This window comes from Leeuwenhoekiella sp. LLG6367-2.1 (assembly GCF_045055775.1).
In the GTDB taxonomy this organism is placed as follows: domain Bacteria; phylum Bacteroidota; class Bacteroidia; order Flavobacteriales; family Flavobacteriaceae; genus Leeuwenhoekiella; species Leeuwenhoekiella aequorea.
Genome location: NZ_CP159331.1, coordinates 2472513 through 2498671, shown reverse-complemented (window position 1 = coordinate 2498671; position 26159 = coordinate 2472513). Strand labels below are relative to the sequence as shown.

The 26159-nt window shown below is 34.3% G+C and carries 29 protein-coding genes; 20 read left to right on the top strand and 9 right to left on the bottom strand.

What is annotated here, in order from left to right; translation table 11 throughout:
- The first annotated feature begins 553 nt into the window (after positions 1-553).
- The 11 genes from ABVM53_RS11285 to ABVM53_RS11235 all read left to right on the top strand — a co-directional run bounded on the left by ABVM53_RS11285 (position 554) and on the right by ABVM53_RS11235 (position 8904).
- Positions 554-1318 carry a hypothetical protein gene (locus tag ABVM53_RS11285; RefSeq protein WP_405326102.1) on the top strand — a complete coding sequence of 255 codons (765 nt, stop codon included), beginning with the start codon at positions 554-556 and terminating at the stop codon, positions 1316-1318.
- Positions 1319-1479: 161 nt separating this feature from the next.
- A complete protein-coding gene (locus tag ABVM53_RS11280; RefSeq protein WP_405326100.1) occupies positions 1480-1962 on the top strand; it encodes a hypothetical protein in 483 nt (160 codons plus the stop codon).
- 216 nt (positions 1963-2178) lie between these two features.
- The gene (locus ABVM53_RS11275) at positions 2179-2622 is read left to right on the top strand and encodes an RDD family protein (protein WP_371456806.1); all 444 of its coding nucleotides are present in this window, start codon (positions 2179-2181) and stop codon (positions 2620-2622) included.
- A 155-nt stretch (positions 2623-2777) separates the two neighbouring features.
- Positions 2778-3227 carry a DUF6843 domain-containing protein gene (locus tag ABVM53_RS11270; RefSeq protein ID WP_405326098.1) on the top strand — a complete coding sequence of 150 codons (450 nt, stop codon included), beginning with the start codon at positions 2778-2780 and terminating at the stop codon, positions 3225-3227.
- Positions 3228-3813: 586 nt separating this feature from the next.
- The gene (locus tag ABVM53_RS11265) at positions 3814-4755 is read left to right on the top strand and encodes a PD-(D/E)XK nuclease family protein (protein WP_405326096.1); all 942 of its coding nucleotides are present in this window, start codon (positions 3814-3816) and stop codon (positions 4753-4755) included.
- Between the two features lie 126 nt (positions 4756-4881).
- Positions 4882-5220 carry a cyclic-phosphate processing receiver domain-containing protein gene (locus ABVM53_RS11260; protein ID WP_405326094.1) on the top strand — a complete coding sequence of 113 codons (339 nt, stop codon included), beginning with the start codon at positions 4882-4884 and terminating at the stop codon, positions 5218-5220.
- A 312-nt stretch (positions 5221-5532) separates the two neighbouring features.
- Complete coding sequence (locus ABVM53_RS11255; protein WP_405326092.1) at positions 5533-6942, top strand: alpha/beta fold hydrolase; 1410 nt, start codon at positions 5533-5535, stop codon at positions 6940-6942.
- 15 nt (positions 6943-6957) lie between these two features.
- On the top strand, positions 6958-7434 hold the full coding sequence (locus tag ABVM53_RS11250; RefSeq protein WP_405326090.1) for a DUF305 domain-containing protein: 477 nt from the start codon (positions 6958-6960) through the stop codon (positions 7432-7434).
- 127 nt (positions 7435-7561) lie between these two features.
- The gene (locus ABVM53_RS11245) at positions 7562-7696 is read left to right on the top strand and encodes a hypothetical protein (protein WP_405326088.1); all 135 of its coding nucleotides are present in this window, start codon (positions 7562-7564) and stop codon (positions 7694-7696) included.
- Between the two features lie 202 nt (positions 7697-7898).
- Positions 7899-8549, top strand: coding sequence for a peroxiredoxin-like family protein (locus ABVM53_RS11240; RefSeq protein ID WP_405326086.1), 651 nt, complete (start codon positions 7899-7901; stop codon positions 8547-8549).
- Positions 8550-8637: 88 nt separating this feature from the next.
- Positions 8638-8904, top strand: a complete 267-nt coding sequence (locus tag ABVM53_RS11235; protein ID WP_371455986.1) for a hypothetical protein — start codon at positions 8638-8640, stop codon at positions 8902-8904.
- Positions 8905-9151: 247 nt separating this feature from the next.
- Here ABVM53_RS11235 and ABVM53_RS11230 read toward each other — a convergent pair whose 3' ends face one another.
- Positions 9152-9799, bottom strand: coding sequence for an SDR family oxidoreductase (locus ABVM53_RS11230; RefSeq protein WP_405326084.1), 648 nt, complete (start codon positions 9797-9799; stop codon positions 9152-9154).
- A 178-nt stretch (positions 9800-9977) separates the two neighbouring features.
- On the opposite strand from ABVM53_RS11230, the gene trxA reads away from it, so the two are divergent.
- Positions 9978-10274, top strand: coding sequence for a thioredoxin (gene trxA / locus ABVM53_RS11225; protein ID WP_371455984.1), 297 nt, complete (start codon positions 9978-9980; stop codon positions 10272-10274).
- A 131-nt stretch (positions 10275-10405) separates the two neighbouring features.
- On the opposite strand, the gene ABVM53_RS11220 is transcribed toward trxA, so the two are convergent.
- The gene (locus tag ABVM53_RS11220; protein ID WP_405326081.1) at positions 10406-11524 is read right to left on the bottom strand and encodes a DEAD/DEAH box helicase; all 1119 of its coding nucleotides are present in this window, start codon (positions 11522-11524) and stop codon (positions 10406-10408) included.
- 118 nt (positions 11525-11642) lie between these two features.
- Between ABVM53_RS11220 and ABVM53_RS11215 the strand changes: the two genes are divergently transcribed.
- The 8 genes from ABVM53_RS11215 to ABVM53_RS11180 all read left to right on the top strand — a co-directional run bounded on the left by ABVM53_RS11215 (position 11643) and on the right by ABVM53_RS11180 (position 19982).
- Positions 11643-12500: a ChaN family lipoprotein gene (locus ABVM53_RS11215; RefSeq protein ID WP_405326079.1), complete on the top strand. Its 858-nt coding sequence runs from the start codon at positions 11643-11645 to the stop codon at positions 12498-12500.
- Between the two features lie 122 nt (positions 12501-12622).
- A complete protein-coding gene (locus ABVM53_RS11210) occupies positions 12623-13297 on the top strand; it encodes a TetR/AcrR family transcriptional regulator (RefSeq protein ID WP_405326077.1) in 675 nt (224 codons plus the stop codon).
- A 10-nt stretch (positions 13298-13307) separates the two neighbouring features.
- The gene (locus ABVM53_RS11205) at positions 13308-14975 is read left to right on the top strand and encodes a peptidase domain-containing ABC transporter (RefSeq protein WP_405326075.1); all 1668 of its coding nucleotides are present in this window, start codon (positions 13308-13310) and stop codon (positions 14973-14975) included.
- Positions 14976-14981: 6 nt separating this feature from the next.
- Positions 14982-16331 (top strand): HlyD family secretion protein, encoded by a 1350-nt coding sequence (locus tag ABVM53_RS11200; protein ID WP_405326073.1) that lies wholly within the window; start codon positions 14982-14984, stop codon positions 16329-16331.
- Positions 16328-17734, top strand: a complete 1407-nt coding sequence (locus ABVM53_RS11195; RefSeq protein WP_405326071.1) for a TolC family protein — start codon at positions 16328-16330, stop codon at positions 17732-17734. Before ABVM53_RS11200 ends, ABVM53_RS11195 begins: the two co-directional genes overlap by 4 nt.
- A gap of 99 nt (positions 17735-17833) precedes the next feature.
- A complete protein-coding gene (map, locus tag ABVM53_RS11190) occupies positions 17834-18652 on the top strand; it encodes a type I methionyl aminopeptidase (protein WP_405326069.1) in 819 nt (272 codons plus the stop codon).
- A 26-nt stretch (positions 18653-18678) separates the two neighbouring features.
- A complete protein-coding gene (locus ABVM53_RS11185) occupies positions 18679-19218 on the top strand; it encodes an HNH endonuclease (RefSeq protein WP_128758826.1) in 540 nt (179 codons plus the stop codon).
- Positions 19218-19982 (top strand): class I SAM-dependent methyltransferase, encoded by a 765-nt coding sequence (locus tag ABVM53_RS11180; RefSeq protein ID WP_405330864.1) that lies wholly within the window; start codon positions 19218-19220, stop codon positions 19980-19982. Before ABVM53_RS11185 ends, ABVM53_RS11180 begins: the two co-directional genes overlap by 1 nt.
- Positions 19983-19984: 2 nt before the next feature.
- Here ABVM53_RS11180 and ABVM53_RS11175 read toward each other — a convergent pair whose 3' ends face one another.
- The 7 genes from ABVM53_RS11175 to ABVM53_RS11145 form a co-directional block, all read right to left on the bottom strand.
- Positions 19985-20986 (bottom strand): FAD:protein FMN transferase, encoded by a 1002-nt coding sequence (locus tag ABVM53_RS11175; protein ID WP_405326067.1) that lies wholly within the window; start codon positions 20984-20986, stop codon positions 19985-19987.
- Positions 20986-21348, bottom strand: a complete 363-nt coding sequence (locus tag ABVM53_RS11170) for a Na(+)-translocating NADH-quinone reductase subunit F (protein WP_405326065.1) — start codon at positions 21346-21348, stop codon at positions 20986-20988. Before ABVM53_RS11170 ends, ABVM53_RS11175 begins: the two co-directional genes overlap by 1 nt.
- Positions 21349-21467: 119 nt before the next feature.
- Positions 21468-22775, bottom strand: coding sequence for an NADH:ubiquinone reductase (Na(+)-transporting) subunit F (nqrF, locus tag ABVM53_RS11165; RefSeq protein WP_128758828.1), 1308 nt, complete (start codon positions 22773-22775; stop codon positions 21468-21470).
- A 1-nt stretch (position 22776) separates the two neighbouring features.
- Positions 22777-23511 (bottom strand): NADH:ubiquinone reductase (Na(+)-transporting) subunit E, encoded by a 735-nt coding sequence (gene nqrE, locus ABVM53_RS11160; RefSeq protein WP_128758829.1) that lies wholly within the window; start codon positions 23509-23511, stop codon positions 22777-22779.
- Positions 23512-23560: 49 nt separating this feature from the next.
- The gene (locus ABVM53_RS11155; RefSeq protein ID WP_128758830.1) at positions 23561-24208 is read right to left on the bottom strand and encodes an NADH:ubiquinone reductase (Na(+)-transporting) subunit D; all 648 of its coding nucleotides are present in this window, start codon (positions 24206-24208) and stop codon (positions 23561-23563) included.
- A gap of 2 nt (positions 24209-24210) precedes the next feature.
- Positions 24211-24948 carry a Na(+)-translocating NADH-quinone reductase subunit C gene (locus ABVM53_RS11150; RefSeq protein ID WP_371456814.1) on the bottom strand — a complete coding sequence of 246 codons (738 nt, stop codon included), beginning with the start codon at positions 24946-24948 and terminating at the stop codon, positions 24211-24213.
- Positions 24948-26159, bottom strand: coding sequence for an NADH:ubiquinone reductase (Na(+)-transporting) subunit B (locus ABVM53_RS11145; RefSeq protein WP_371455972.1), 1212 nt, complete (start codon positions 26157-26159; stop codon positions 24948-24950). Before ABVM53_RS11145 ends, ABVM53_RS11150 begins: the two co-directional genes overlap by 1 nt.

The following is a 26159-nucleotide window of genomic DNA, read 5'->3' as shown; positions in this document are numbered from 1 at the left end:
TCCTTTTTTGCTTTTTACCCTATATTTTCTTCTCAATTCGCAAGTAGTGACGTTTATCAGAAAAGCAAAAAATCTACGGTTTTGTATTTTAAGCATATCTAAATCGTTTGGTTTGAGCTCAAAAAAAGAGCAGCTTTCGGGGTTTTTCCTTTTGCCGCCAGCACGCAATCTCTGCGCAATCGTTATGCAGACGGACTTTTGGTTCGTCATTATTTGTTTAAGTTCAATAAGCCTTCTAACCTATATTTATGTCTGCCAAAGTTTGTCGGTGGATGGAAAAAGCGGCAAAACTAAGGGAATTGTCCGTTTGGCTTGTCCACAGGGTTAGGAATACGCTACTTAATGCCGCTAACAATACCTATAAGTAATGCGTGGCTTGGGGTTTTATAAAATGGTTTGGCTATATTTATAAGGTCGCTAAATCTGTTGAATTTAGCTTTGGACAAAAAAAGAAACAAATCAAAACCAAAAGCTTTAGCTCGGCGCGTATCCGGATCCGTCGGATTTCCCAAACGCACTACTCATAGCTTTGGCGTTGTGTGCAATATCGAAAATGAAAAATCCTTACAAAGAACATCTTGATATTTTTTTTGAAACTGTTACTGATTTAAAACATACAGCTAACAGACTCAATAAAGTTCTATTAAAAGATGTAGAAAAATATACAAAGGAACAGGCTAAATATTTCTCTGGAACCGCTTTAATTATTGGAGATTGGACAGGACCAACTGATAATGGATGGAAAATTAATTTTCATACAGGAATTTCAAAATCGACATTTAAAGAAAATTATGCTTCAGAAATTGAGAAAGTCTTATCGAGAGAATTCGGAATTGCATTCGCTCAATCTTTCGAAGCATTTGAAAAACTATTAAAAGATTTTGTCTTTATAAAAATACAAACCGACACTACTTTCAAAATGAATTTGAAACCGAATAAAGATTATTCCAGAAACAAACTCAATGGCGGAGACGAAATTTTCAAGTTAATAAAAAAAGCTTGCGGAAAAGAATTTACAAAATGTTCAAAACATAATAATAACAACTTTATGTTCAGTGAATTTTTCAAAATAATTTCAGAAATCCGACATTCTTTTGTTCACTCTCAAGGCGAACTAATGACCTCAAAAATTCCTAAAGACAAATATTACAAATCTCTTTTTGAAAATTTATTACCACTTAATAAACTGGTAAATGAGAGAATAGAATTAAAATTTAATTATAAAATTTTAGATAAACTTTTAATTTACATCTCAGAATTGGGATTTCAATTCTTTAAAATTTTGAGCAAAGCGGACAATTATGAATGGAAAATCTAAAATACTACACACAACAATGTATAACCGCAATTACGGCGGATTCGACTACGCCCGAATCCACTCGGAATTGCTAAAGTCAGTGCCAAACCGAAAATTAACGCATATTAACCCGTAACTGACGGTTATACGAGACCGTTGTGTGCCATATCTCAAATTTGCGAATGGAGAAGGAAAAAATAATTGAATTAATTAATAAAGCTAAAAATCTTACTCCCAAAAAAATGGATAAGGACTTGAGTCCGATGGAGGGATTTCCTGAAGTACCGAATTGGCACAAATACGAAAGGGAAATTTGGGAGATTGGAGAAAAAATCAGACAAATCATTTACACCAAAAAGTCATTGAGAAAGGACAAAGAAATCAATGACCTTGTTATGGAAGTTTGTATTGACAAAAAATCCAAACGAGGTAGACAGTCATTTATTTTGCTTTTAGGTTATAAACATTTATCAAGGTACGCTCCCAAATTAATTACTATGATAAATGACAAATTTGTGAACGGACAAATAATTGATACAATTTATAAAATGCAAGCAACCGGATTTGAAAAAGACATCAAACCTTTTGAAACGGATAAACTCACTTGGATTAGAAAGTTGGCGGAAAAATACGTGAAAAAATACGGCACACAACAAAACCTATAAACAATACGGGTTTCGAGCTTAAACGAAAGGTTTGTGTATTTTTATAAAGTCCGCAAAATCTTTGGGATTTTGCTTTGGACAAAAAAAGAAAAAACAAAACACAAAGATTTCGCTATGTGCGTGGAGGAAAGTAAACGCTAGTTTGCTCCCGTACTGTTCATAGCTAAACCGTTGTAGCACCTTTGAGAAAAACAGAAATCTTAAAAATAAAAGTAAATGAATGAAACAAACACACACGGATACAAATTAGCTTCTAAAGGAAAGAGATTTATAGCCTCATTAATAGAAGGCATAATATTTATTCTCTTAACTATGGGGATTTATTTAATATTAGGAAAATCAATTTCTGAATATTGGAATAGTGATTTTGAATTAATTGAAATTGTTTATTCTGCAATTGCTGGATTAATTGTCGGAGCAATATTTTATCCAATTTTTATTGGGAATTTAGGACATCGAATATTTAATCTAAAAGTGATTTCACAAGAAACAGGAGAAGATTATAATAAAGCGGAAAAAGGAGCAATTAGAGAATGTATAAAATACGTTTTAGGATATTTATTAATTCCAATAATTTGGATATTATGGGATAAAAAAAATCAAAATTTATACGATAAACTGACTAAAACATTGGTGGTTGAAAAAAATACGAACAAATAAAAACGTGCTACAACAATGTATAACCGCAATTACGGCGGATTCGACTACGTCCGAATCCACGCGGAATTGCTAACGTCAGTGCTAAACCGAAAAGTCTGCGTATATTAACCCATAACTGACGGTTATACGAGACCGTTTCCAGTAATTTGAGAAAAGTGAAAATCATAAAACATTTATCAATATTATTAAGTTTAGTTCTCTTTATAAACTGTTCAAAAACGAAAAACACCGTAACTTTAATACCAGAAGGTTATACAGGAACAATAAGAATCTTGTTTGACCAAAAAAACGGAAATGACAAAAAGTACGAAGGAGAAAAAAGAATATATGAAATTCCTGAAAAAGGAATCTTAAAAACTAAATTTAGCCCACAATTCGGATATCATTTTCCAGAATATTATTACGTTTCGAAAAACGGAAAACGGACTAAAATAGAACGGATTTCGGACTTGAATAAAAGCATTCTTGATACTATTGACAAGAACAAAGTTTATGCTTACCGATTTATGTTTGGCGGAGAAGCTGTGAGAGTTGACTCACTTGGAAACGTAACTGAGAAGAAAGAATCTGAAATAATATTCACAGTTGGAAAACCAAGGGAATGAAAAGGATAAAACTACACACAACAATGTATAACCGCAATTACGGCGGATTCGACTACGTCCGAATCCACTCGGAATGGCTAACGTCTGTGCTAAACCGAAAATTAACGCATATTAACCCGTAACTGACGGTTATACGAGACCGTTGCCAAAAACACCGCTGATAAACAGAACGTAAATATTCAATTCAAAATATTATGAAATTTTTGCCTTACTTGAAGTATATATTTTTAGCAGTTAGTATTATAATTTTCACCTTTTACATTTTTGGCAATAATTCTATAAATAAATACACGCTTGTTTTTGGTTTTGTTTTAATTTTCAGTGTACCCATTTTACACAGATATGAAAAGCAGCGGAATTCTCACTCAAGCGAAGAAAAAAAGAAGCATTAAAAATATCATTTTCGAGAGGTAAGAAAATTTAAACTTTCAAAGCAAAACGCAACGGATTGAAAAGCGAAGCGGCTCACTCCGGCGGGCGGTGCATTTTCTTCAACAATGTATAAAAACAATGCTATCTTAGCATCGAATCGAAAGTCTATAGATATTTGCTGCATTTGATATTACACTGGATGTTGTAACCAATTATGAAAGAAACTTCAGAACATATTATTTTACCTATCGAATCAATCCAAGAAAGAGATGTGGATTTAATTTTGTTGGAGGAATTATCGACTGAAAATTCATTTTGTAATTGGTTTATTAAGAAACTGAATTTACCTGAATTTTCTTCCTCAAATGGAGCTTGGAGAAGTATAACCGATTTTGGATTAGGAGAAACTGATTTACTTTTTTCTTACAACTCGAATAGCGAAAAAATATTCGTGCTGATTGAAAATAAGCTTGACGCAATATTTCAAGAAGAACAGTTTATTCGTTACGAAAAAAGAGCAAATGAATATATAAATAAAGTCCATTGCAATAGAGCATATTGTGTTTTAGTTGCACCAATTCTATATTGTGAAAATCAAAATGACTTTGAGAATTTCATTTCATACGAAACTCTTTCAGAGTTATTTAAGAAACAAAATACAAAAAGAGGATTCTTTAAGAGCCAATTAATGCAAATCGCAACCGAAAAATTACGCAGAGGTTATCAACCTGTGAATTCTGAACCTGTTCAAAGATTTTGGTACAACTATTGGAATTTTAAAAACGACAAAATTCCGAGTTTGACAATGAAAAAACCGCGTATTGTTCCACATAATAGCGATTGGCCAATGCTTTATGACAGCGAATTAAAAGGCATCATTTTTTATCACAAATTAGCTCAAGGAAATTCAGATGCAACATTTCAAAGTCCGACAGAAGATATTGAGTTAAAAGTTAAAGAAAATTTACCGAAGGATTTTAAGTTTGTAAAACACAGTAAAACTTTTTCAGTACGGATTTCATCAGAAAAAATTGACCGAACAAAAGATTTTAACGAACAAATAAACAAAGTAGAAATCGGAATAAAAAATCTTGAAAAAATAAGAGATTGGATAAAAGAAATCGGAATAAATAACTGGTTAGAACAACGTGTGTAATTAATTGCTAGTTCACTGCCGACTTACGAAAATTCCGCTGGAATTTTCTATCTGTGATTTCTTTGCTAAATTAGTTGCTAATCCCGCAACTAACCATACACAACAATATTGTACACCATTTGAAAAATGAAAAAACTATTTTTAGATGATATTAGAACTATTGAAATGATATATGATAAATCAAGAGAATCTGAATTTGATATTGTTCGCACCTACTCTCATTTTGTCGATTACATTAAAACTAATGGTCTTCCGAACTACATAAGTTTTGACAATGACCTTGGACTTGGAGAAGATGGAAAAGTAGCGCCTGATGGATTGGCTGCTGCTAAATGGTTAGTTTATGAATCTGGACTTGATTTACGAAATTTAGAATTTAAAGTTCATTCTGCTAATCCTGTTGCTGCTGAACAAATAAGAGGACTTTTAAATAATTATATAAAACATTTAAAAACAACCGAATAAAAAACTGTAGCCAACAATGCATAACCGCATTTACGGCGGATTCTACTACGTCCTAATCCACTCAGAATTGCTTAACCGAAAAATTATTGAGCTTTAATTCTCCTCTGCTACGTCGAGAAGTTATTACGCATCTCAATTAGATTTCCTTAATAAACTGTGAAAGTTATTTATCTCTTATATTACTCAAGAGTCATAATTACCAATAATAAATAAAAATTACGATATTACACATTTTATAAAATTTGAAATTACTTAGGATACCCCTTATTAGTGAAAATTGGTATTAAGATGTAATTAAAAAAACTTTTAAAAATGTTGAAAAGTACTTCTCCTGCACTGTTACTAGTATTGTTACTTGCAATAAACGTAAACGCTCAGTTTACAAAATGTAGTGATTATAATGACACAGATGCAATCAATTCTTCACTTTGTACCTCAGTAAAAGTTCCATTAAATCATAATGCACCAGACAACGATTCCATTGATATATTTATCAGGAAATTTCCAGCATTAAAAAAAAGAGCTGGTTCCATTTGGTTAATTCCAGGAGGTCCTGGGGAATCTGGAGCTAGTTTATATCCGTTAATCATGTTATTTTCAGAAACTTTTCCTCATTTAGATATTTATATTCCAGATCATAGGGGTACTGGACTTTCGGGAAAAATTTGCCCTAAAGAAGAATCTGTAGATTCACCTAATGGTATCGCCCTTGCAAATGATGAATGGGGATCGTGCTTTAACCACATGTATACAAATACTCCTTATGTACAAGCCTTCTCGATCACAAATGCAGCAAAAGATCTGAGCTTTTTAATCAATGATCTAAGTGGCAGTGGCAAGCGCTATGTATACGGCGTATCGTACGGAACACAACTTATAATGCGTTTACTTCAACTGGACAATACGAGCTTAGATGGTGTAATATTAGATTCTTTTGTGCCCTTGCAGGATGATACCAATTATGATTTGAGCCACAGATCGTTTATTGTAAATGAGGTAGGAAATTCTGTTTTGAAACGTTTTGATACGCTGATTTCTCAAGATGACAACTCATTAACTTCCCAATTAAATAGCATAATTGAGAAATCTAAAACTGAACCTGATTTTGCCGAAAAATTACCAAAACAAGAACTGTCTATACTTTTTGGGATGATGCTCGATATCCCAAAAGTCAGAAATAAAATTCCTTTAATTATTGATGCTTTGAGTCATGAAAATTTTGAACCTCTAAATGATGCATTAAAAGAAATCGAAGAATTTTATAAAGACTATAGCAACAATTACAAATCGTCTCCCAGCTCTATACCACTTGTTCAAATAATATCTTCTTCAGAAAATAATTTGAGACCAACATTAAAACCAAATGAGGTTGTTGCAGAATCAGAAAATCTTCTGTTTACAAGTATATTGCCTAAAATTATGGCAGATAATGCAATGCCTACCTATCAGAAAGACAATTACTTCGCAAATGTGCCCAAGAGCATGCCACCCACTTTAATTTTACACGGAACGCTAGATCCAAAAACTCCTATTTATGGAGCTATCAATCACTTTAATAAACTACCAAAGGATAATCCTTTATATTTAATCAAAATTAAAGATGCTCCACACTTCATTGCGTTGTTTGCTCCTGAAAGCTTCAGCTCTTTAGCTTCTAAATTTGTAAATGGAGAATCGATTAAAAGCACTTTAATAAGCGATAAAGACACACTTTTAAAATAATTAATAATTGAAACTATGGAAAATCAGAAAAACAAATCATCCAATATGTACACTAAATTTTTATTAATGTTAGGCTGCTCATTCGTTGCGATGTACATAACAATGTATCTTAACACGTATGATATAAATCACGTTTACTTTAGTCTTACACGCTTTTATATGACGTGCCTTGGAGTTTCTACAATGGCTGTAATTATGTGGTTTTTTATGCGCGGTATGTACACCGATAAAAAGAAAAATATCGCAATTATTGCTGGTAGCTTTTTATTATTCGTATCTGCCTTATTTCTCGTAAGAACTCAAAAACCCATCGTAGGAGATAAATTATGGATGGAAGCTATGATACCACATCATTCTATCGCTATTTTGACTAGTGAAAGAGCTAACCTAACTGATCCTGAAGTAAAGGAACTATCTGAAGATATTATAAAAACTCAAAAGGAGGAAATTCAGAAAATGAAAGATATGCTTGAACGATTAAAGAACGAATAGTCAATATCTATATATTTTTTAGGTATAGTTATAAATAATAAATTGATGCTAAATATATCTTAAAATTATTATTAGTTATATTCAGCCGAATTATATTCATTAACTTTTCGGGATCAAAAAGCCCCAAATGATGATGAATTCTGAACGCCTAGATAATATTGAAAAACGCATAGAATCTATTGAAAGAAAACTTGAAACTATAAATAGGAAATACAGAGAAATGTTACAGTTTTTAAAAGAACTAATTTCAGATAAAAATTAGAATCAACTTAACCTTATGTATTTTTAGCTATTAATCACTAATCAATTTATTTAATAGTATTAAGCCATTCCACAATTAACCTTTACTTGCTATCTTGTCAAATAAGTTTCATTAATGATTTCTTATACTAGTTTAGTTACTAGATCATTTGAAGAAAATACAATAATGACAAGCGTTAAAGAATCCTTTGAAAATAGAACTAATGACAACGTTAAGAGAGCAAACAGATGCAAAAATAGCTGCAGGTAGAAAGGCTAAGCCAGAATTTATGGAAGGTGTTGATGAAATCATCAATGAAGCCAAGGCAAAAGATCTGGGCAATAAGGCAATACAAATTAATCAACAAGCTCCTCATTTTGAACTGCCAAATCAGGAAGGAAAACAAATACTTCTAGATGATCTGCTAGCTAAAGGACCTGTGGTTATAACATTTTATCGCGGTGACTGGTGCCCCTATTGCAATTTGCAACTTAGAGCGCTTCAAGCACGATTAAATGATATTCATCAGTTAGGTGCTACGTTAGTTGCCATTAGTCCGCAAGTGCCGGATGGCTCTTTAACAGAAAGTGAAATTGCTAAAATGGAATTTATGGTATTGTCAGATCAGGATGCAAAAATTGCTTCAGAATATGGCGTCACTTGGAAGGTCCCAGAATTTTTACTCGATCATATGCGCATAGATCGACAACTCGATTTAGTACAAATTAATAATGGAAACGGCCTCATATTATCTATACCTGCTACTTTTGTAATTGGGAAAGACGGACTCGTAAAATGGAGTTATGTAAATGTTGATTACAGAACGCGTTCCGAACCAGATGATATTATAAAAGCTTTAGAAGCTATATCTTAAATCACGTATTTAGTTGACTCGTAAGATTGTCTAAGACTTAAATATTTCTGTAAATTTCAAATTATTAAATAAATAGAATCTAATTTATATGAGTAAGCTTTCAAATATTTTGCTAGAAATAGAAAAATATAAATCTGAATCTAATCTCACGGAATATCAAATTATTGATAAACTGAAAGATTATTACTTTAATAAAGATGTAAATGAAAATCTTAAGCTCTATAAAAAAGGGAAGAAAAAGGTAAGTGATATAACAAAAGATTTAAAAATTTCACCACGGAAATTCTATGCGATTTTAGAGAAGAAAAAAATTCAGCATAAAAAATATAAAAAGGATCAACCTGAAAGTAATTAACATCTAGAAATACGTTTATGAATACACTACAACTAAAAGGGATATCCATTATAGTTCTATCCATAATTGGTTATTTTCTATTAGATAACAATCTTATGCAAACTGTAGCTGGAATATTATGTGCGCTAGGAGTTGCATATGTTTTCAAGTGGCTTCCTCTAAAAAGGAAACCCTATAATTACAAATTCTGGATCATAAAAAAAGGCCCTTATTTAAAATAAGGACCTTTTTACTATATACTTAAATACTAGAATTGCTTAATTGCATCTTCTATTCGCTCTTCACCTTCAGTCATCTCAAACACTGCATTTTGAGCAATGTCATCATTGAGTACATGAACTAGAGTATATGCGACATCGTCTCTGGTAATTTTACCGTGTTCGACTTTATGAGCGGCATTTATTTTTCGCGTTCCTTCTTCATCCTTTAACGTTCCGGGTCTAACAATACTGTATAATAATGCGCTTTGCTTTAAATGATCATCGGCATTTTTCTTAGCTTCTAGATAATGCTGTAGCTCTCCTCCACTCTCTGGCTTATCTGCATTAATAGAACTTAACATTACAAACTTTTTAATGCCTGCATTTTTAGAAACGTCTATTAAACTTTTAGCTCCTTCCTGATCTACAGCTGTCGTTTTTTCTGGACCTGTTTTGCCGCCAGAACCTGCAGCAAAAATTACTTTATCTATACCTTCTACAACATGTGAAAGATCTTCTTCTAAATCGCCTAAAACCGTATCTATATCCTGTATTTTAAATTGCTCACGTTGCTCTTCTTTGCGCACCATTGCAACCGGATTATAATATTGTGATTCCTTTAGATAACTCACAATTTTCTTACCCGTGGTACCATTTGCTCCTGCTACTAATATATTTTCTTTACTTGTATTCATTATAGGTATAATTATTTAAAGTCTCTAAGAGACATTTATTTAGATTATTCATTTGCAAATTACCTTAAATGCTTAGGCATCAAAACTTTCTTAACGCCCTTTAACGCTAGCTTTAGGATAGTATTAAGATGTAGTTAAAGCATTTTGTGAATTAAAATAAACTCCTAGCTTTGCAAGTATGAAAACAACCTTTGGTAACTTAACCGAATCATCAACGCCTGTTTTGATTGATTTTTATGCAACGTGGTGTGGCCCTTGCCAGACCCTTGCTCCTATTCTTGAAGATGTGAAAAAAGATCTTGGTGAAAAAGTTAAGATCATAAAAGTAGATGTAGATAAGAATCAAGCACTTGCCCAAAAATTTCAAGTACGAGGTGTTCCTACGCTTATGTTATTTAAAAACGGAAAACAACTTTGGCGACAAAGTGGTGTTTTAAGCAGATCTGATTTAAAACGTGTGATCGAAAACCACTAATCCAGTGCCGTCGCATAAGCGAATAAAATTGCAGTCTATTAAAAATAATTAAGTCTGCTCATTACAGATTAGTAAAAACAAAAAAGGAGTTTCTTAAATGAAACTCCTTTTTTGTTTTACTTATTACTGGTTTACTTGCTCTTTAATTCACCAAAACCTATTTGCAACGATTTCTCATAACCTCTCAAAATTCGCAGTTCTTTAGTAGTTACTAAAGCAAGTGAAAGACCTTCTTTGCCGGCTCTTGCAGTTCTTCCGCTACGGTGTGTATAATATTCCTCCTGATCGGGCATTTGATAATGAACCACAAAAGTCAAATCCTGAACGTCAAGACCACGAGCTGCAATATCTGTAGCTACCAATAAACGTAAACTTTCGTTTTTAAAGGCGCGCATAACTTTATCGCGCTCTTTTTGAAGCATATCTCCCTGAAGCGCTTCCGCAGCAATATTTTTTGCTATCAACTGTTTAGAAAGTTTAGTAGCAGCTGCTTTCGTTTTGCAAAAAATGATTCCTCGCTCCTCTTGTCTTGACCTTAAAAAGTCTAACAGAATTGGCAATTTATCGGTTTCCTCACACTGTAAAAATTTGTGATCTATATTTTTATTTACAACGTCTTTGCTTATTTGAATACGGTGTGCCTCAGCAGACATATGCTCATTTACAATTTGTCGTATTCCGTGTGGCATAGTAGCAGAAAACAACCACTTATTATCTACATTTTTTACCGTGTTAAGTATCTCATCTAATTGCTGTTTGAAACCCATACTCAGCATCTCATCTGCCTCATCCAGAACAACTGTATTTACGCTAGAAAGATCAATTACTTTTCGATTTAAAAGATCGATAAGTCTTCCTGGGGTAGCAACAATTATATGTGTGGGTCGCATTAAATTTTTTATCTGAATATCTATTTTCTCGCCTCCATAAATAGCTTCAGTAAAAATTTTATCTGTGTATTTTGTGTATCTAAACAACTGTTTTGCTACTTGTTGACACAGTTCACGTGTAGGACAAAGTATGAGTGCCTGGATATATTTTTTCTTGGGATTTACCTGTTGAAGTATTGGCAATCCATAGGCTGCAGTTTTTCCGGTTCCTGTTTGTGCCTGTCCTACAAGATGTGTTTTTTCCTGTAACAAAATAGGAATAACTTCTTGCTGAATAGGTGTAGGAATTACAATACCTAATTCTGAAAGCCCTTTAACTATATCGGCTTTGATGCCTAACTCTTTAAACGTGTTTACCATGGTAAAAATTTGAAACGCAAATATAGTCAACCCTAAGTCTAAAAACTTCAATTAGAAATTAAGATTGAAAAGGAATAACACATATTTAATTCATATATTTTTAACTTAAAAAATTACAATGCGTATTTTATTAATTCTCTCTCTGATTTCTATTTTTTTAAGCTCCTCTTCTCAAGCTCAGCACAAACCTGCATACGCTCTTTTTGATGCCACGGGTAATCAAGTTGAGTACTCAACTATGATAGACTCACTAATCACAAACGAAATTGTACTATTTGGAGAATTGCACGATAACCCTATCATACATTGGTTAGAACTTGAGATAACAAAAGATCTTGGCCTCAGAAAAAGTCTTACGCTAGGTGCAGAAATGATTGAGGCAGATAATCAGGAGGTGCTTCAAGCATATTTAAAGGATAGTATTACTATAAAAGAATTTACAAGTTCAGCTAGACTGTGGGTAAATCATAAAACCGATTATCAACCGCTTATAGATTACGCAAAATCTCAAAATTTTGATTTTATAGCAACCAATATTCCGCGTAAATATGCCTCGCTTGTTTATAAAAATGGATTTGAAGTTCTAGATACTCTTTCAGTTTCTGAAAAGAATTTTATTGCACCGCTACCTATCCTCTTCAAACCTGAATTACCGCGATATCAAGAAATTTTAAAAATGATGGGAGATCACGGAAGTCCAAAGTTAGTTATGGCGCAAGCGATTAAAGATGCTACAATGGCGCACTTTATTATTAAAAATCGCAAAAATCAAAACCTCTTTATACACTATAATGGTTCTTTTCATAGTGATTTTCACGAAGGTATCGGCTGGTATTTAAAACAACTTGATAGCACACTTAAATGGGTAACGATATCCAGTGTTTCACAAAAGGAATTAGACTCCCTCGAAAATCAATACATCAATCAAGCCGATTTTATAATCGTAGTCGATGATGATATGACGACCACATATTAATTAAGCTGTTTTCTTAACTTAAAAACCTAAATCAAATAGCACGAACTGTTTAGGAGTTAAATAAGTGTGAAACATTCTAAATTAATAGTATTACTATTATATTTGCAATCAAAATAATTTTTATGAATGAGTTGCTTAAGAATATAAAGATCACCATTAACGAAGGTATCTATCTCAAGGATCCGGAATCTTCAAATCTGGGTAAGCGTATAATTCAAGATGGTATTATTCTTATTGACGAACTAGGGTTTGATAATTTTACATTTAAAAAGCTCGGAGAACGTATAGGTTCTAACGAAAGTTCTATATATAGATATTTTGAAAATAAGCATAAGCTGCTGGTTTATTTGACCTCTTGGTATTGGGGCTGGAAAGAATATCAACTGGTATTTGCCACAATCAATATGAAAGACACTTCAGAAAAATTGAATAAAGCAATCGAAATTCTTACCCGTGAAGTAGAACAAGATCAATTATTCTCCCATATTAATGAGGTTGCTCTGAATAAAATTGTGGTTAATGAATATTCAAAATCCTATCTCACTAAAGAGGTTGATGATGAAAATAAGGAAGGATATTTTGTAATTTATAAACGTTTATCTGGAAGATTAAAAGAGCTTATAAGTGCTGTAAATTCAGACTATCAATATCCCGCAAGTTTGGCAAGTACCATACTTTCTGGCTCTTTGCACCAGCATTTTTTAAAAGATCATTTTAAATCTTTGACAGATTGTAGCGCAAGCACAACTCCTACTCAATACTTTATACATCTTACCACAAAACTTTTAAATTCATAATTCCCTACCTATGGATAAGAATACATACACGCCCTGGCAACGCTTTATAGGGCTATTAAAATTAGAGCGTAAAGATTTTTTACAAATCCTATATTATGCAATCTTCGCAGGGATTGTGAGCCTCTCGTTACCATTAGGAATTCAAGCGATTGTAAACCTAATACAAGGTGCACAGATAAGTACTTCCTGGATTGTTCTTGTAGTATTAGTAACATTAGGTGTTGCTTTTGTAGGAGCCTTACAGTTGATGCAAATACGAATTGTTGAAAATATTCAGCAAAAAATATTTACACGTGCTTCATTTGAATTTACATACCGCTTTCCTAAGATTAAAATGAGCGAGCTAAGAGATTATTATCCGCCTGAATTAGCTAATCGGTTTTTTGACGTGCTTACCATTCAGAAAGGTTTGTACAAGCTTGTGCTCGATTTTCCGGCAGCGATGGTTCAGATCATATTTGGGTTAATTCTCTTATCATTTTATCATCCTTTTTTTATTTTCTACGGAATTTTACTCGTACTTCTTATTTATCTGGTTTTTAAATTTACAGGAAATACAGGATTACAAACCAGCCTCTCGGAGTCTAAGTATAAATACAAAATTGCTCACTGGATTCAGGAAATTGCCCGCACCTTGTTAAGCTTCAAGCTTTCAGGAAAATCAAGTCTGGCTTTGAATAAAAATGACACGTTAGTAAGTGATTATATTGATTCGCGTGAGAGTCACTTTAGAATTTTACGCATTCAGTTTATTCAAATGATAGGTTTTAAGGTTCTGGTAACTGCCGGTTTATTACTTATAGGTGGGATTCTCGTTCTTAATCAACAAATGAATATAGGCCAGTTTGTAGCTGCCGAAATCATTATTCTTCTCATTATTAACTCCGTTGAAAAATTAATACTTGGTCTTGAAAATTTTTATGATTTACTTACTGCTTTAGAAAAAATAGGCCAGGTTGTAGATAAAGAATTAGAGCCTCAGGATTTAGCAACTCCCTTTAATGATGATACCGCACTTACCCTAGAACTCAATAAAATAAGTTATATAGATAATCGCGATAATATCTCCATTTTAAAAGACATCTCGTTCACTTTAAAACCTGGAGAGCATTTGCTAATTAACGGACCCAATGGGTCTGGAAAATCGACTTTATTAAAAATTATTGCAGGAATTTTAGAGCCTACCGGCGGTGATTTATATGTGAATAACAAATCTCTAAAAGGTATAAATCTCAATCATTATCGCGCACTATTGGGACAATCATTTCCAGATGAGACTCCGTTTGAAGGTACACTTTTAGAAAATCTCACTTTTGGAGATACAACCATTCCGCAAGAAGATATTGATTGGGCAATAACTAATGTGGGCTTATCAGATTATATCAAGAATCAACCATTGGGAATAAATACCGCTTTAAAGCCTGAAGGAAAATTCTTGTCAGAAACAATCTCAAATAAAATTGTACTCGCCCGAAGTATTGTTCGTAAGCCTAAGGTGCTCATTTTGAAAGAACCCTTGACGCGTTTTTCCACAGAGGAGAAAACACGTATAATAGAGTTTCTCTTTGATAAATCTAATAGCTGGTCCATTATCATTTCTAGTCAAAATCCACTCTGGAAAGAATACTGTGAACGTGTTATATGGCTTGAAAATGGAACATCTTCAACTTCAAATTAAACTGCTATGCTCAATATATCACACAATAAATTAAATAAAAAGGTGGATCTCTCGAGCTATAAATCTTCGAAAAAGGTTTTAGAGAAAGAGCACTACGCTTACTTTAATAGATTTTTAGCTGTTTTTGCAATTATACTTATTGTTATCGTATTCCTTCCGTGGACACAGACGATCTCATCTGTGGGTTATGTCACAACTTTAACCCCAGAACAACGTCCTCAAACTATACAATCCCCTATTCCCGGCAAGGTCGAAAAATGGTATGTACGTGAAGGTGATTTTGTAGAAAAAGGAGATACCATACTTTTTATTTCAGAAATTAAAAATGAATATTTTGACCCCGATTTGGTTGCCCGTACAGATTTACAAGTTCGAGCTAAAGCAAATTCTGTCGAGTCTTACAGTCAAAAAGTGGCAGCCCTAGGCAATCAAATTGCGGCTCTTAATAATGAACGGATTTTAAAATTAAAACAGGCAGAGAATAAACGTATTCAAGCCGGTTTAAAAATTAAAAGTGACAGTATAGATTATGAAGCCTCGAAAACTAATTTAAGTATTGTGCAACGTCAATATGAGCGTACACTAAGCTTACAACAAGAAGGCTTAAAAGCAGTCACAGATGTAGAAGAAAAACGACTTAAATTACAGGAAACAGAAGCAAAACTAATCTCGCAAGAAAATAAACTATTGGCTTCCAGAAATGAGTTACTTAACGCACAAATTGAGTTGAGTCGACTCGAAGCTACTTATGCAGATAAAATATCAAAAGCGCAAAGTGATAGAGCAACAGCACAATCTGCACAGTACGATTCTGAGGCTGCAGTAAGCAAACTTGAGAATAGCCGTACTAATTATGAAATACGTAATGATATGTATTACATACGCGCTCCTCAAGCCGGTTACATTAATAAAGCGATTATTGGAGGTATTGGAGAGACTTTTAAAGAAGGTCAAAAACTAGTAGGTATAACACCTTCAAACTATGACATAGCTGTAGAAACTTACGTAAAACCTATAGACTTACCTCTTATACACCTAGATGAAAAGGTTAGAGTTCAGTTTGATGGATGGCCTTCAATTGTATTTAGCGGTTGGCCAAATAATTCTCTTGGTACCTTTGGAGCGCGCGTGGTAGCAATAGAAAATTATATTAGCCCTAACGGAAAATATAGAATTTTACTTGCTCCAGATAAAGATGAGCAGTCCTGGCCGGAGGCTTTGCGCGTGGGCTCTGGAGCAAATACAATGGCACTATTAGAAGATGTTCCTATCTGGTATGAGCTTTGGAGAAAACTTAATGGATTTCCTCCAGATTATTACACCCCAGAAGCTGATGCCGAAACTACTAAGAAATGATGAAGAGATTTATACCCTACTTATTTATTTTTCTGGGGATGGCAGTAAATGCTCAGGAAGATTCTCTGGAAACGTTGACATTTAGAGATTTTCTAATTCTTGTAAAAGAAAATCATCCCATCGTAAAACAAGCTAATCTCCTAACTGAAACCGGGGCGGCTAAATTATTAAAAGCGCGGGGCGGTTTTGACCCTAAAATTGAAGTTGACTTTGACCAAAAGGTGTTTAAAGAGACCGAATATTACAATTTGCTTAATGCCACCTTTAAAATACCCACGTGGTATGGCATCGATTTAAAAGCGCAGTTTGAAGATAATGACGGATATTATCTAAATCCGCAAAATACGGTGCCTGAAAATGGTTTATATACTGCCGGAATATCTGCATCATTAGGTCAAGGTTTGTGGATAAACGATCGTATGACTACTTTAAGACAAGCAAAAATTTATAGTCGTCAAGCTGAAGCTGATTTACAGATTGCAGTAAATACGGTTCTTTATCAAGCATCTATAACTTATTTTGAATGGCTTCAGGCTTATAAAAAAACGAAGCTTTATGAGCGTTTTCTTGAAAATTCTCAAGTACGGTTTAGGGGGATCAAAAGTAGCGCACTAGCTGGCGACAAACCGCTTATAGATACAACGGAAGCAACAATAAGTGTGCAAAGTAGAGCACTCAATCTGAGAGAAGCTCAATTAGATTATTTAAAAAGCAAACTAGAGCTTTCTAATTTTTTATGGGTAGGAAATAATATTCCTGTCGAACTTCAAGATGGTATTTTTCCGCAGGACGATTTAGATCTTATTATTGATGAAGTTTTAAATACAACAGGTTTTGATTTGCAAAATTTTCAACTCGAAGAGCATCCTAAAATACGCAGTCTTAATTATAAAATTGAAGCCCTTCAACTTGAGAGACAGTTAAAAGCCAATAGTCTTCTACCGGTAATTGACCTTAATTACAACTTTATAACCTCTGAGGCAGATAATTTAGATTCCTTTTACACACAAAATTATAAAGCCGGTCTTCGTTTTAAAATGCCGCTATTTCTTAGAAAAGAACGCGGTGATTTAAAGCTTGCAAAATTAAAAGTGCAAAATTCAGAATTTGATTTTGCAAACTCAAAATTAGAACTTCAGAATAAATTAAAAGCGGTCACCACAGAGCTTCAGGTTCTTAAAGAACAAAATGAGTTAGCCGCTGATTTGGTAAATAATTATGAAACGATGTTATATGCTGAAGAGCGTAAATATCAAGTAGGAGAAAGTTCGATTTTTTTAATAAATACCAGAGAGTTAAAACTTATCGATTCTCAATTAAAACAAATTGAAATCACAAACAAATATTATAAAGCAAAGGCAAATCTATTTAAAACACTAGTTACTAATCCTGATTCAATTTAAGCACGATTTGTTCCTCATAATGACCTTGAATCATTCTGAATATTTGTTTTAACTAAAATAGGTATTCTTTGTACCTTTGCGCCTGTAAAATAGACACACATGATTATAGCAAAAACCAGAGAAGAAATAGAGCTAATGCGAGAAAGCGCCCTTATAGTTTCTAAAACTCTGGGAGCTCTCGCATCTGAAGTTAAGCCGGGTGTAACCACATTACATTTAGATAAAATTGCTGAGACTTGCATTAGAGATCACGGAGCTATCCCTGGTTTCTTAGGCTTATATGATTTCCCAAATTCGTTATGTATGAGTCCCAATGAGCAGGTGGTTCATGGTATTCCTAACTCAAAGCCTTTGCAAGAAGGAGATATAATATCAATAGACTGCGGAGCGTTAAAAAATGGATTTTATGGAGATCAAGCTTATACCTTTGAAGTAGGTGAAGTAGATCCTAGAACAAAAAAATTACTTGAAGTAACAAAAGAGTCGCTCTATAAAGGTATAGCCGAATTTAAACACGGAAATCGCGTAGGCGACGTAGGTTACGCAATTCAGAAATATTGTGAAGATCACGGTTATGGCATCGTACGAGAATTAGTAGGGCACGGTCTGGGAGCAAAAATGCACGAAGATCCAGAAATGCCTAACTATGGTAAGCGTGGTCGTGGTAAAAAATTTATTGAAGGAATGGTTGTAGCCATAGAGCCAATGGTAAACCGAGGTACGCATCGCATAAAACAGCATAATGATGGCTGGACTATAACTACTCGTGATGGAGAGCCAAGTGCTCATTTTGAGCACGATGTAGCATTAGTAGATGGTAAACCAGAACTTCTTTCAACTTTTAAGTATATTTATGATGCCTTGGGCATAACAAGTGACGAAGAAGATGCTTTTAGAGCACAGGCTATTACAAATTAGCATATTAATAACACCCCCTACATACAATGCAATTAGAAACATGGATCAAATACCGTGAAGATAATTGGGAAGAAAATTATACTATAGGACTTTCTAATTATGGTCGCATACGTAGTTACAACAAAAGCCCGGAAGGAACTCTCATAAAGGGAGGACATATTCATGGCTATGTAACTGTGAGCGCAAAACTGGCAAATGGTAAACGTAAGAATTACTACTTACATAAATTATTAGCCAAAGCTTTTTTAAAGGCAACAGATGAAGAGACCGCTGTTCTTCATCTTAACCACGATAAAAAAGACAATAGAATTGAAAATCTAAAATGGGCCACGCATCAAGAGCGCTATGCACATCAGAAAACAAGTCCGCTTGACATTAAAAGGCGTACTTCTGGTGAGCGGCACTATACGAAGTTAACGTATGCTGAAGCTACCATTTTAAAAAAGAAATTGCTAGATCCTAATCGTCGTACGCGTCTTAAGGTATTAGCCAAACAATTTGGAGTTTCAGAGATGCAATTACATCGAATTAAAACCGGAGAAAACTGGGGTGATCTAAAAGTATGATTGCACAACTCTTTAAGGGTATCCTCAACGTGGTCCCACGTCCACTTCTTATAAGATTAAGCTATATAGCTCGACCTATTCTTGCTTTAGGCTTAAAGGGGGAGCGTTATGAAGATCCTATAGATGGAAAAACATTTCGAAAGTTTTTACCTTATGGTTATGGCAAACAACGGGAAAATGTACTCTCTCCCTCTACATTATCTCTAGAACGGCACAGACTCCTGTGGTTATACCTTATTCAAGAGACCCATTTCTTTTCAGCAAAATCAAAGGTGTTGCATTTTGCGCCTGAACAAGCTTTTTATAAACGCTTCAGAAATATGGAGAACTTAGATTACACAACTACAGATCTAAATTCTCCCCTTGCCGACGTGAAAGCGGATATTTGTGATTTGCCTTTTGATGATAATACGTATGACATTATCTTCTGTAATCATGTTTTAGAACATATACCCAATGATAAAAAGGCAATGCTTGAGCTCTATCGAGTTTTAAAACCTGGTGGAATGGCTATTTTACAAATACCTCAAGATTTAAGCCGTGCAACTACTTTTGAGGATAATAGTATCACAGATCCTAAAAAACGTGCTGAAATTTTTGGTCAGTACGATCACGTGCGTGTTTATGGTCGTGATTATTTTGATAAATTAAGATCTATAGGTTTTAAAGTAGAAGAGGTTGATTATACAAACCAATTAACTCCAGAAAAAACTGATAGATATCGCCTTGCTCCAGGTGAAATTTTACCTGTGTGCTATAAGTAGATTTATTTAACTATGAAATTTGAGAAGCCTTTAGATTTAAAAATCGCGGTACTATCCTTATTGGCGTATATAAAATAGGCTTCAATATCCTGATGCCTATTTAAAACTTGTTTTGACTTCTCTAATCCCAATGCCATAAAGGCTGTAGCAAAACCATCTGCTTCAGCACAAGTTGTTGCGATAACTGTAGCGCTCAAAATGTCGCTTTTTTCGGCTTTACCCGTTAGCGGATTAATTGTATGCACATAACGTTTTCCTGTAGTCGAGTCAATTCTAAATTTCCTGTAATTACCAGAACCTGCCATTCCTCTATTCTGCAATTCAACAGCTTCAGTAAAATCACGGTCATTTAAAGGAGAATCGATATTTTCAATACCCACACGCCACGTCTGATTTTTATCTAAATTTTTCCCTTTTGCAAGTAATTCTCCTCCTAATTCAATGAGGTAATTTTCAACACCGTTATTTTCAAGCATTTTCCCTAACCTATCAATGCTGTATCCTTTAGCAATGCTATTAAAATCGAGATATACCGCTTTATTCTCTTTTATAATTCTTCCTTCCCTTGACAGCTTAATTTTATCTAATCCCACGTAAGCCCTTAAAGAATCTAATACCACGCTATCAAGCACATTTATTTGTTTCTCTGGACCAAAACCATATGCATTAACTAATATGCCTACTGTGGGATCAAAATAGCCATCCGTTGCATTATAGATTTTGCGCGAGAGTGCAAGAACATCTCTAAACATAGGTTCGATAACAATGGTCGTATCGCCATCATTTATTTTTGAAATATCAGAATCTTCGAGATACGTACTCATCGATTTATTTATTGCTGCAATTGTAGAATCAAACTTCTCAACAACTTCAAAACGTTCTGAGCTATAAAATTGAACGCGATAGCCAGTACCTAAAGCCTCACCTGTTAACTCGACCAATTGAGGTTCTGAATCACAGCTTATAAGAAAGCTAAAAATAAACCCTAATAAAACTAATCTCATCATTTAATTTCTTGAAGTCCGTTGTATATAACTGTATATGAAGTCCCTTTCTCTACTGGCTTACCATAATCGTCTGCACTGCCTAAACCTACTCCGGCATAAAAAGTTTTAGCATTAAACTTATCTGCGTGTTGTTTAATCTCATTCATAAAAAAAGGATCATAATCATTAGCGTCCTCAGGATAACTGACAGCTCTAACGATGACAAAATGTAATTTCTTATCTCTTAGGGCAACAAATTGCGGATTCCGCTTTAGCTGAGAATTCACACCCAAAAACTCAAAACCTTGCTCTTCCAGATCTTTACCTACGATGTTCATCGCAAGATTATGAAGCTCCTGTTTATCTAATAATTCTGCCATAAAACAAAGATAGCATGTCTAAATTTATAAGTGAAAAATCCTTTGCAAAACAATGAATATATCACATAAAAAAGCCGCTACATAGGTAGCGGCTTTTTTTATAGTTTGAAGTTTGAAGATTAACCTCCGAAATCATCAAAACGAATATTCTCGTCTGGAATTCCAAAGTCTTCACCCATTTTCTGAACAGCTTTGTTCATAAGTGGAGGTCCACAGAAATACAATTCAATTTCTTCTGGCTCCTCGTGCTTACTTAAATATTGTTCTATTACTGCATTATGCACAAATCCTACAAAACCATCTCCTTCTCCATGGATATCTGATTTTTCTTTCCAGTTATCTTCTTCTAAAGGTTCAGATAAAACTAAATAGAATTTAAAGTTATCAAACTCTTCTTCAAGATCACGGAAGTGTTTCAGGTAGAAAAGCTCACGCTTAGAACGACCACCATACCAATAAGTTACTTTACGACCTGTCTTTAAGGTTTTAAATAAATGATATAAGTGCGAACGCATTGGCGCCATACCTGCTCCACCACCTACGTATAGCATTTCTGCTTCAGACTCGTTGATGAAGAATTCTCCATAAGGACCAGAAATCGTAACCTTATCACCTTCTTTTCTACTGAAAATATAAGAAGAAGCAACACCAGGATTAACATCCATCCATCCACCTTTTGCACGGTCAAATGGAGGCGTTGCAATACGTACATTCAACATAATCTCACGACCTTCAGCCGGGTAAGATGCCATGGAATACGCACGCTCTACAACTTCGGTATTTTTCATTACTAGTGGCCAAAGTTTAAACTTCTCCCACTCATCTTTAAATTTATCTGGATCGCTGTGCTCTTCTGGATGCGCGGTAATATCCATATCTGAAAACTTAACAGTAGTTTCAGGAATTTCAATTTGAATATATCCACCGGCTTTGTAATCCATATCTTCAGGAATCTCAACAACGAATTCCTTAATAAATGAAGCCACATTATAGTTTCTAACAACAGTTGCTTCCCATTTTTTAATACCAAAAACTTCTTCTGGTATTGTAATGTTCATATCCTGCTTTACCTTCACCTGGCAAGCTAGACGTGCTCCTGATGCTAATTCTTTACGCGTAAAATGCGGAGTCTCTGTAGGCAATGCTTCTCCACCACCTTCAAGTACGTGGCATTCACATTGAATACAAGTACCACCACCACCACAAGCTGATGGTAAGAATACCTTTTTACCTCCTAATGTAGAAAGTAGTGAACTACCAGAATCTACTTCAATTTTCTTTTCTCCGTTTATAGTAATAGTAACGGGACCTGATGGAGAAAGCTTCTCTTTTGCAAAAAGTAGTAAACCTACTAATACAATAGTCAACACTAAAAAGGCTACTACGGTTGCCGCTACTACTCCTCCTGTACTTGCTGCTAAAAACATATTATTTAGTATTTATTTCTTTAGAAACTTCGGCTAAAGGCACTTCTGTTTCAGAATCAGTAACTGTATTTTGAACTTGAGATTTTGCTAGTTCGTCTGTTTCTTCAGTAGTTTCATCACCACCTGTAAGCATTCCACCAAAACTCATAAACCCAATCGCCATTAAACCTGTGATAATAAATGTAATTCCTAAACCTCTTAATGGAGCAGGTACATTTGAATATCTAATTTTTTCGCGAATAGCTGCAATAGCAAGGATAGCCAGAAACCAGCCAATACCTGAAGAAAGGCCATAGTTAAAGGCTAAACCAAGGGTCTGAATATCTCTTGATTGCATAAATAGTGAACCTCCAAGAATAGCACAGTTTACAGCAATAAGAGGTAAAAATATACCTAGTGATGTGTATAAAGCCGGCGCAAATTTCTCAACTACGATCTCTACTAATTGAACCATTGTAGCAATAGTGGCAATAAAGAGAATAAATGATAAGAAACTTAAATCAAAGTCTGCATACTCAGCACCTAACCATTTAAGAGCCCCAGGACGCAATACATATTGATCTAGCAACCAGTTCATAGGTACGGTTACCGCTAGTACAAATATTACAGCAGCTCCAAGTCCTACAGCTGTAGTAACTTTCTTAGATACCGCAAGATAAGAACACATTCCTAAGAACGTTGCAAATACCATATTGTCAATAAAAATTGACTTAAAAAATAACTCTACGTGTTCCATTTTTTTTATTTAAGAAGTTAGAAAGGAGTATTAACTCCAATCAGAATCTTTAATTTTCTTCAATTAGTGCGCTATTTCTAGAACGCTGTATCCAAATGATAATTCCCACCACAATAAGAGCCATTGGAGAAAGAAGCATAAAGCCATTATTCTCATAACCTATAGCGTACAAACCAGTTTTAGTAATAGGGTCTCCCAGAACTTTAAATCCTAATAAAGTACCAGAACCTAATAGTTCTCTAAAGAAGCCTACAATAATTAAGATCAACGCATAACCGGCAGCATTTCCTATACCATCAAGAAATGATCTCCAAGGCTTATTTCCTAAAGCAAAAGCTTCAAAACGCCCCATAATGATACAGTTAGTAATTATAAGTCCCACAAATACCGAAAGCGTTTTACTTAACTCGTAAGCAAAGGCTTTTAACACTTGATCTACAATAATTACCAAAGCAGCTACAACAACAAGCTGTACAATAATTCTAATCTTAGAAGGAATAATATTTCGCATAAGCGAAATAACCACGTTACCCATTGCCAATACAAACACCACAGAAAGTCCCATTACAATAGAAGCTTTTAGCTGTGCAGTAATTGCTAATGCTGAACATATACCCAATACTTGAATTGTAATAGGGTTGTTATCTGCAAGAGGATCTAAAAGTAATCCTCTATCTTTTTTAGATAATAATGCCATAATTATATTTTTAAATCTTTAAGGTATGGGATATATAATTTCACCGTACTATTGATCATAGCGGTAACTCCGTTTCCAGTAATTGTTGCACCAGCAAGAGCATCAACTTTTCCGTCATCTTTACGATCGTTAAGTGGATCATTATTACCTTTTGCTACACTGATACCTTCAAACTGAGTTCCAGACATAATCTCTTCACCAGTAAAATCATCCATAAAATAGCGCTCTTTAATATTTGCACCTAACCCTGGAGTTTCTCCTTTATGGTCAAAATAAACACCTTGAACTACAAAGTTTTTATCTAATGATACAAACCCCCAGATAGCATCCCAAAGACCTTTACCGTATAAAGGAATTATATAGTAGCTCTCACCTTCTTTTTCACCAATGAATAAAGGAAGTTTACGATCTTCTTTATCTTCCGCAAGCTGACCTTTAAGATCTATTAAATATGCAGCAGTATCCTTAGAAATTTTACCGTTCTGAATTACTAATTGTTCCTTTATGTATTTGCTGAATTCTGCTTCTACCTTATCTGTAGGAATAAAATTCACTGCACCTTCAACATTCTCATTTATGCCCATTGCATAAAGAATGTTTTGTTGCTTTTCAAAACGCTCGTTTTCTGTAATTGCAGGTTTTAAACTAGATGCTGTAAAAGCAAGTAGCGATCCTACCACAAGCACCATCACAACTGCGAAGATGATTGTGTAACTATTTTTATCTGTATTTGCCATGATTAAGCAGTTTTAAGTTTTAGACGTTTCATACGCTTCTTCACATTTGCCTGAACAACATAATGATCTATCGTAGGAGCAAAAACATTCATTAACAAAATTGCTAAGAATACACCTTCAGGAAACGCCGGATTGAATACACGAATCATAATAGAAAAGAAACCTATTAAAAATCCGTACCAGTATTTACCTGTATTGGTTTGCGATCCAGACACTGGGTCTGTTGCCATATAAACAATTCCAAATGCAATACCACCTATTACTAGATGCTCCCAGAATGGAGTGCTCATAAGACCATAAAATGTATTTCCTTCACCTATCCAACCTTGATCAACAACACCATTGAAAATTAATCCCATTACTGCTGCACCTACGATGGCACTTAAAATTATTCTCCAGCTTGCAATTTTTGTAAACATTAAAAACAAACCTCCTAGAATAATTAGAAATGTTGAAGTCTCACCAATTGATCCTGGTATAAAACCAAAGAATTTATCTGAGAAATCATATACTACCGAAGAGTTCTGAGCATAAGCCCCTAAGATTGTTTCTCCAGATATTGCATCTGCTCCACCTTCTGCTGCTTTAGCACCGTGAACCCATACTTTATCTCCACTCATCCAAGTAGGATATGCAAAGAATAAAAATGCTCTAATAGTCAAAGCAGGATTTAGGATATTCATCCCTGTACCTCCAAAAACTTCTTTACCTATAACAACTCCAAAAATAACTGCTACAGCAAGCATCCATAATGGAATATCTACCGGTACAATCAAAGGAACAAGCATCCCGGTCACTAAGTAACCTTCTTCAACCTCATGTCCTTTAATAACGGCAAATATAAATTCTACTCCCAGACCTACAGCATAAGATATTATTACAAGAGGAAGAACTGTCCAAGCTCCCATTATAAAATTATCCCAAGTAAAAAAGTTGCCAAATAAACTAGCTTCTCTAATAACCCCTTGCGCTGCATCTACAGCTGCATAATGCTGATAACCTGTATTAAAAATACCCCATATAAGCACTGGTATAAGTGCCATAATAACCGTATTCATAGTACGCTTAAGATCATCAACCGCTCTTACGTGACCACCACTATGCGTAGTTTCATCAGGCGTATATAAAAATGTATGCAACGCATTAAATGCAGGAGCCATTTTCTTGCCTTTGAAATCTTCTTTAATTCCGTGTAATTTTTCTTTTAATCCCAT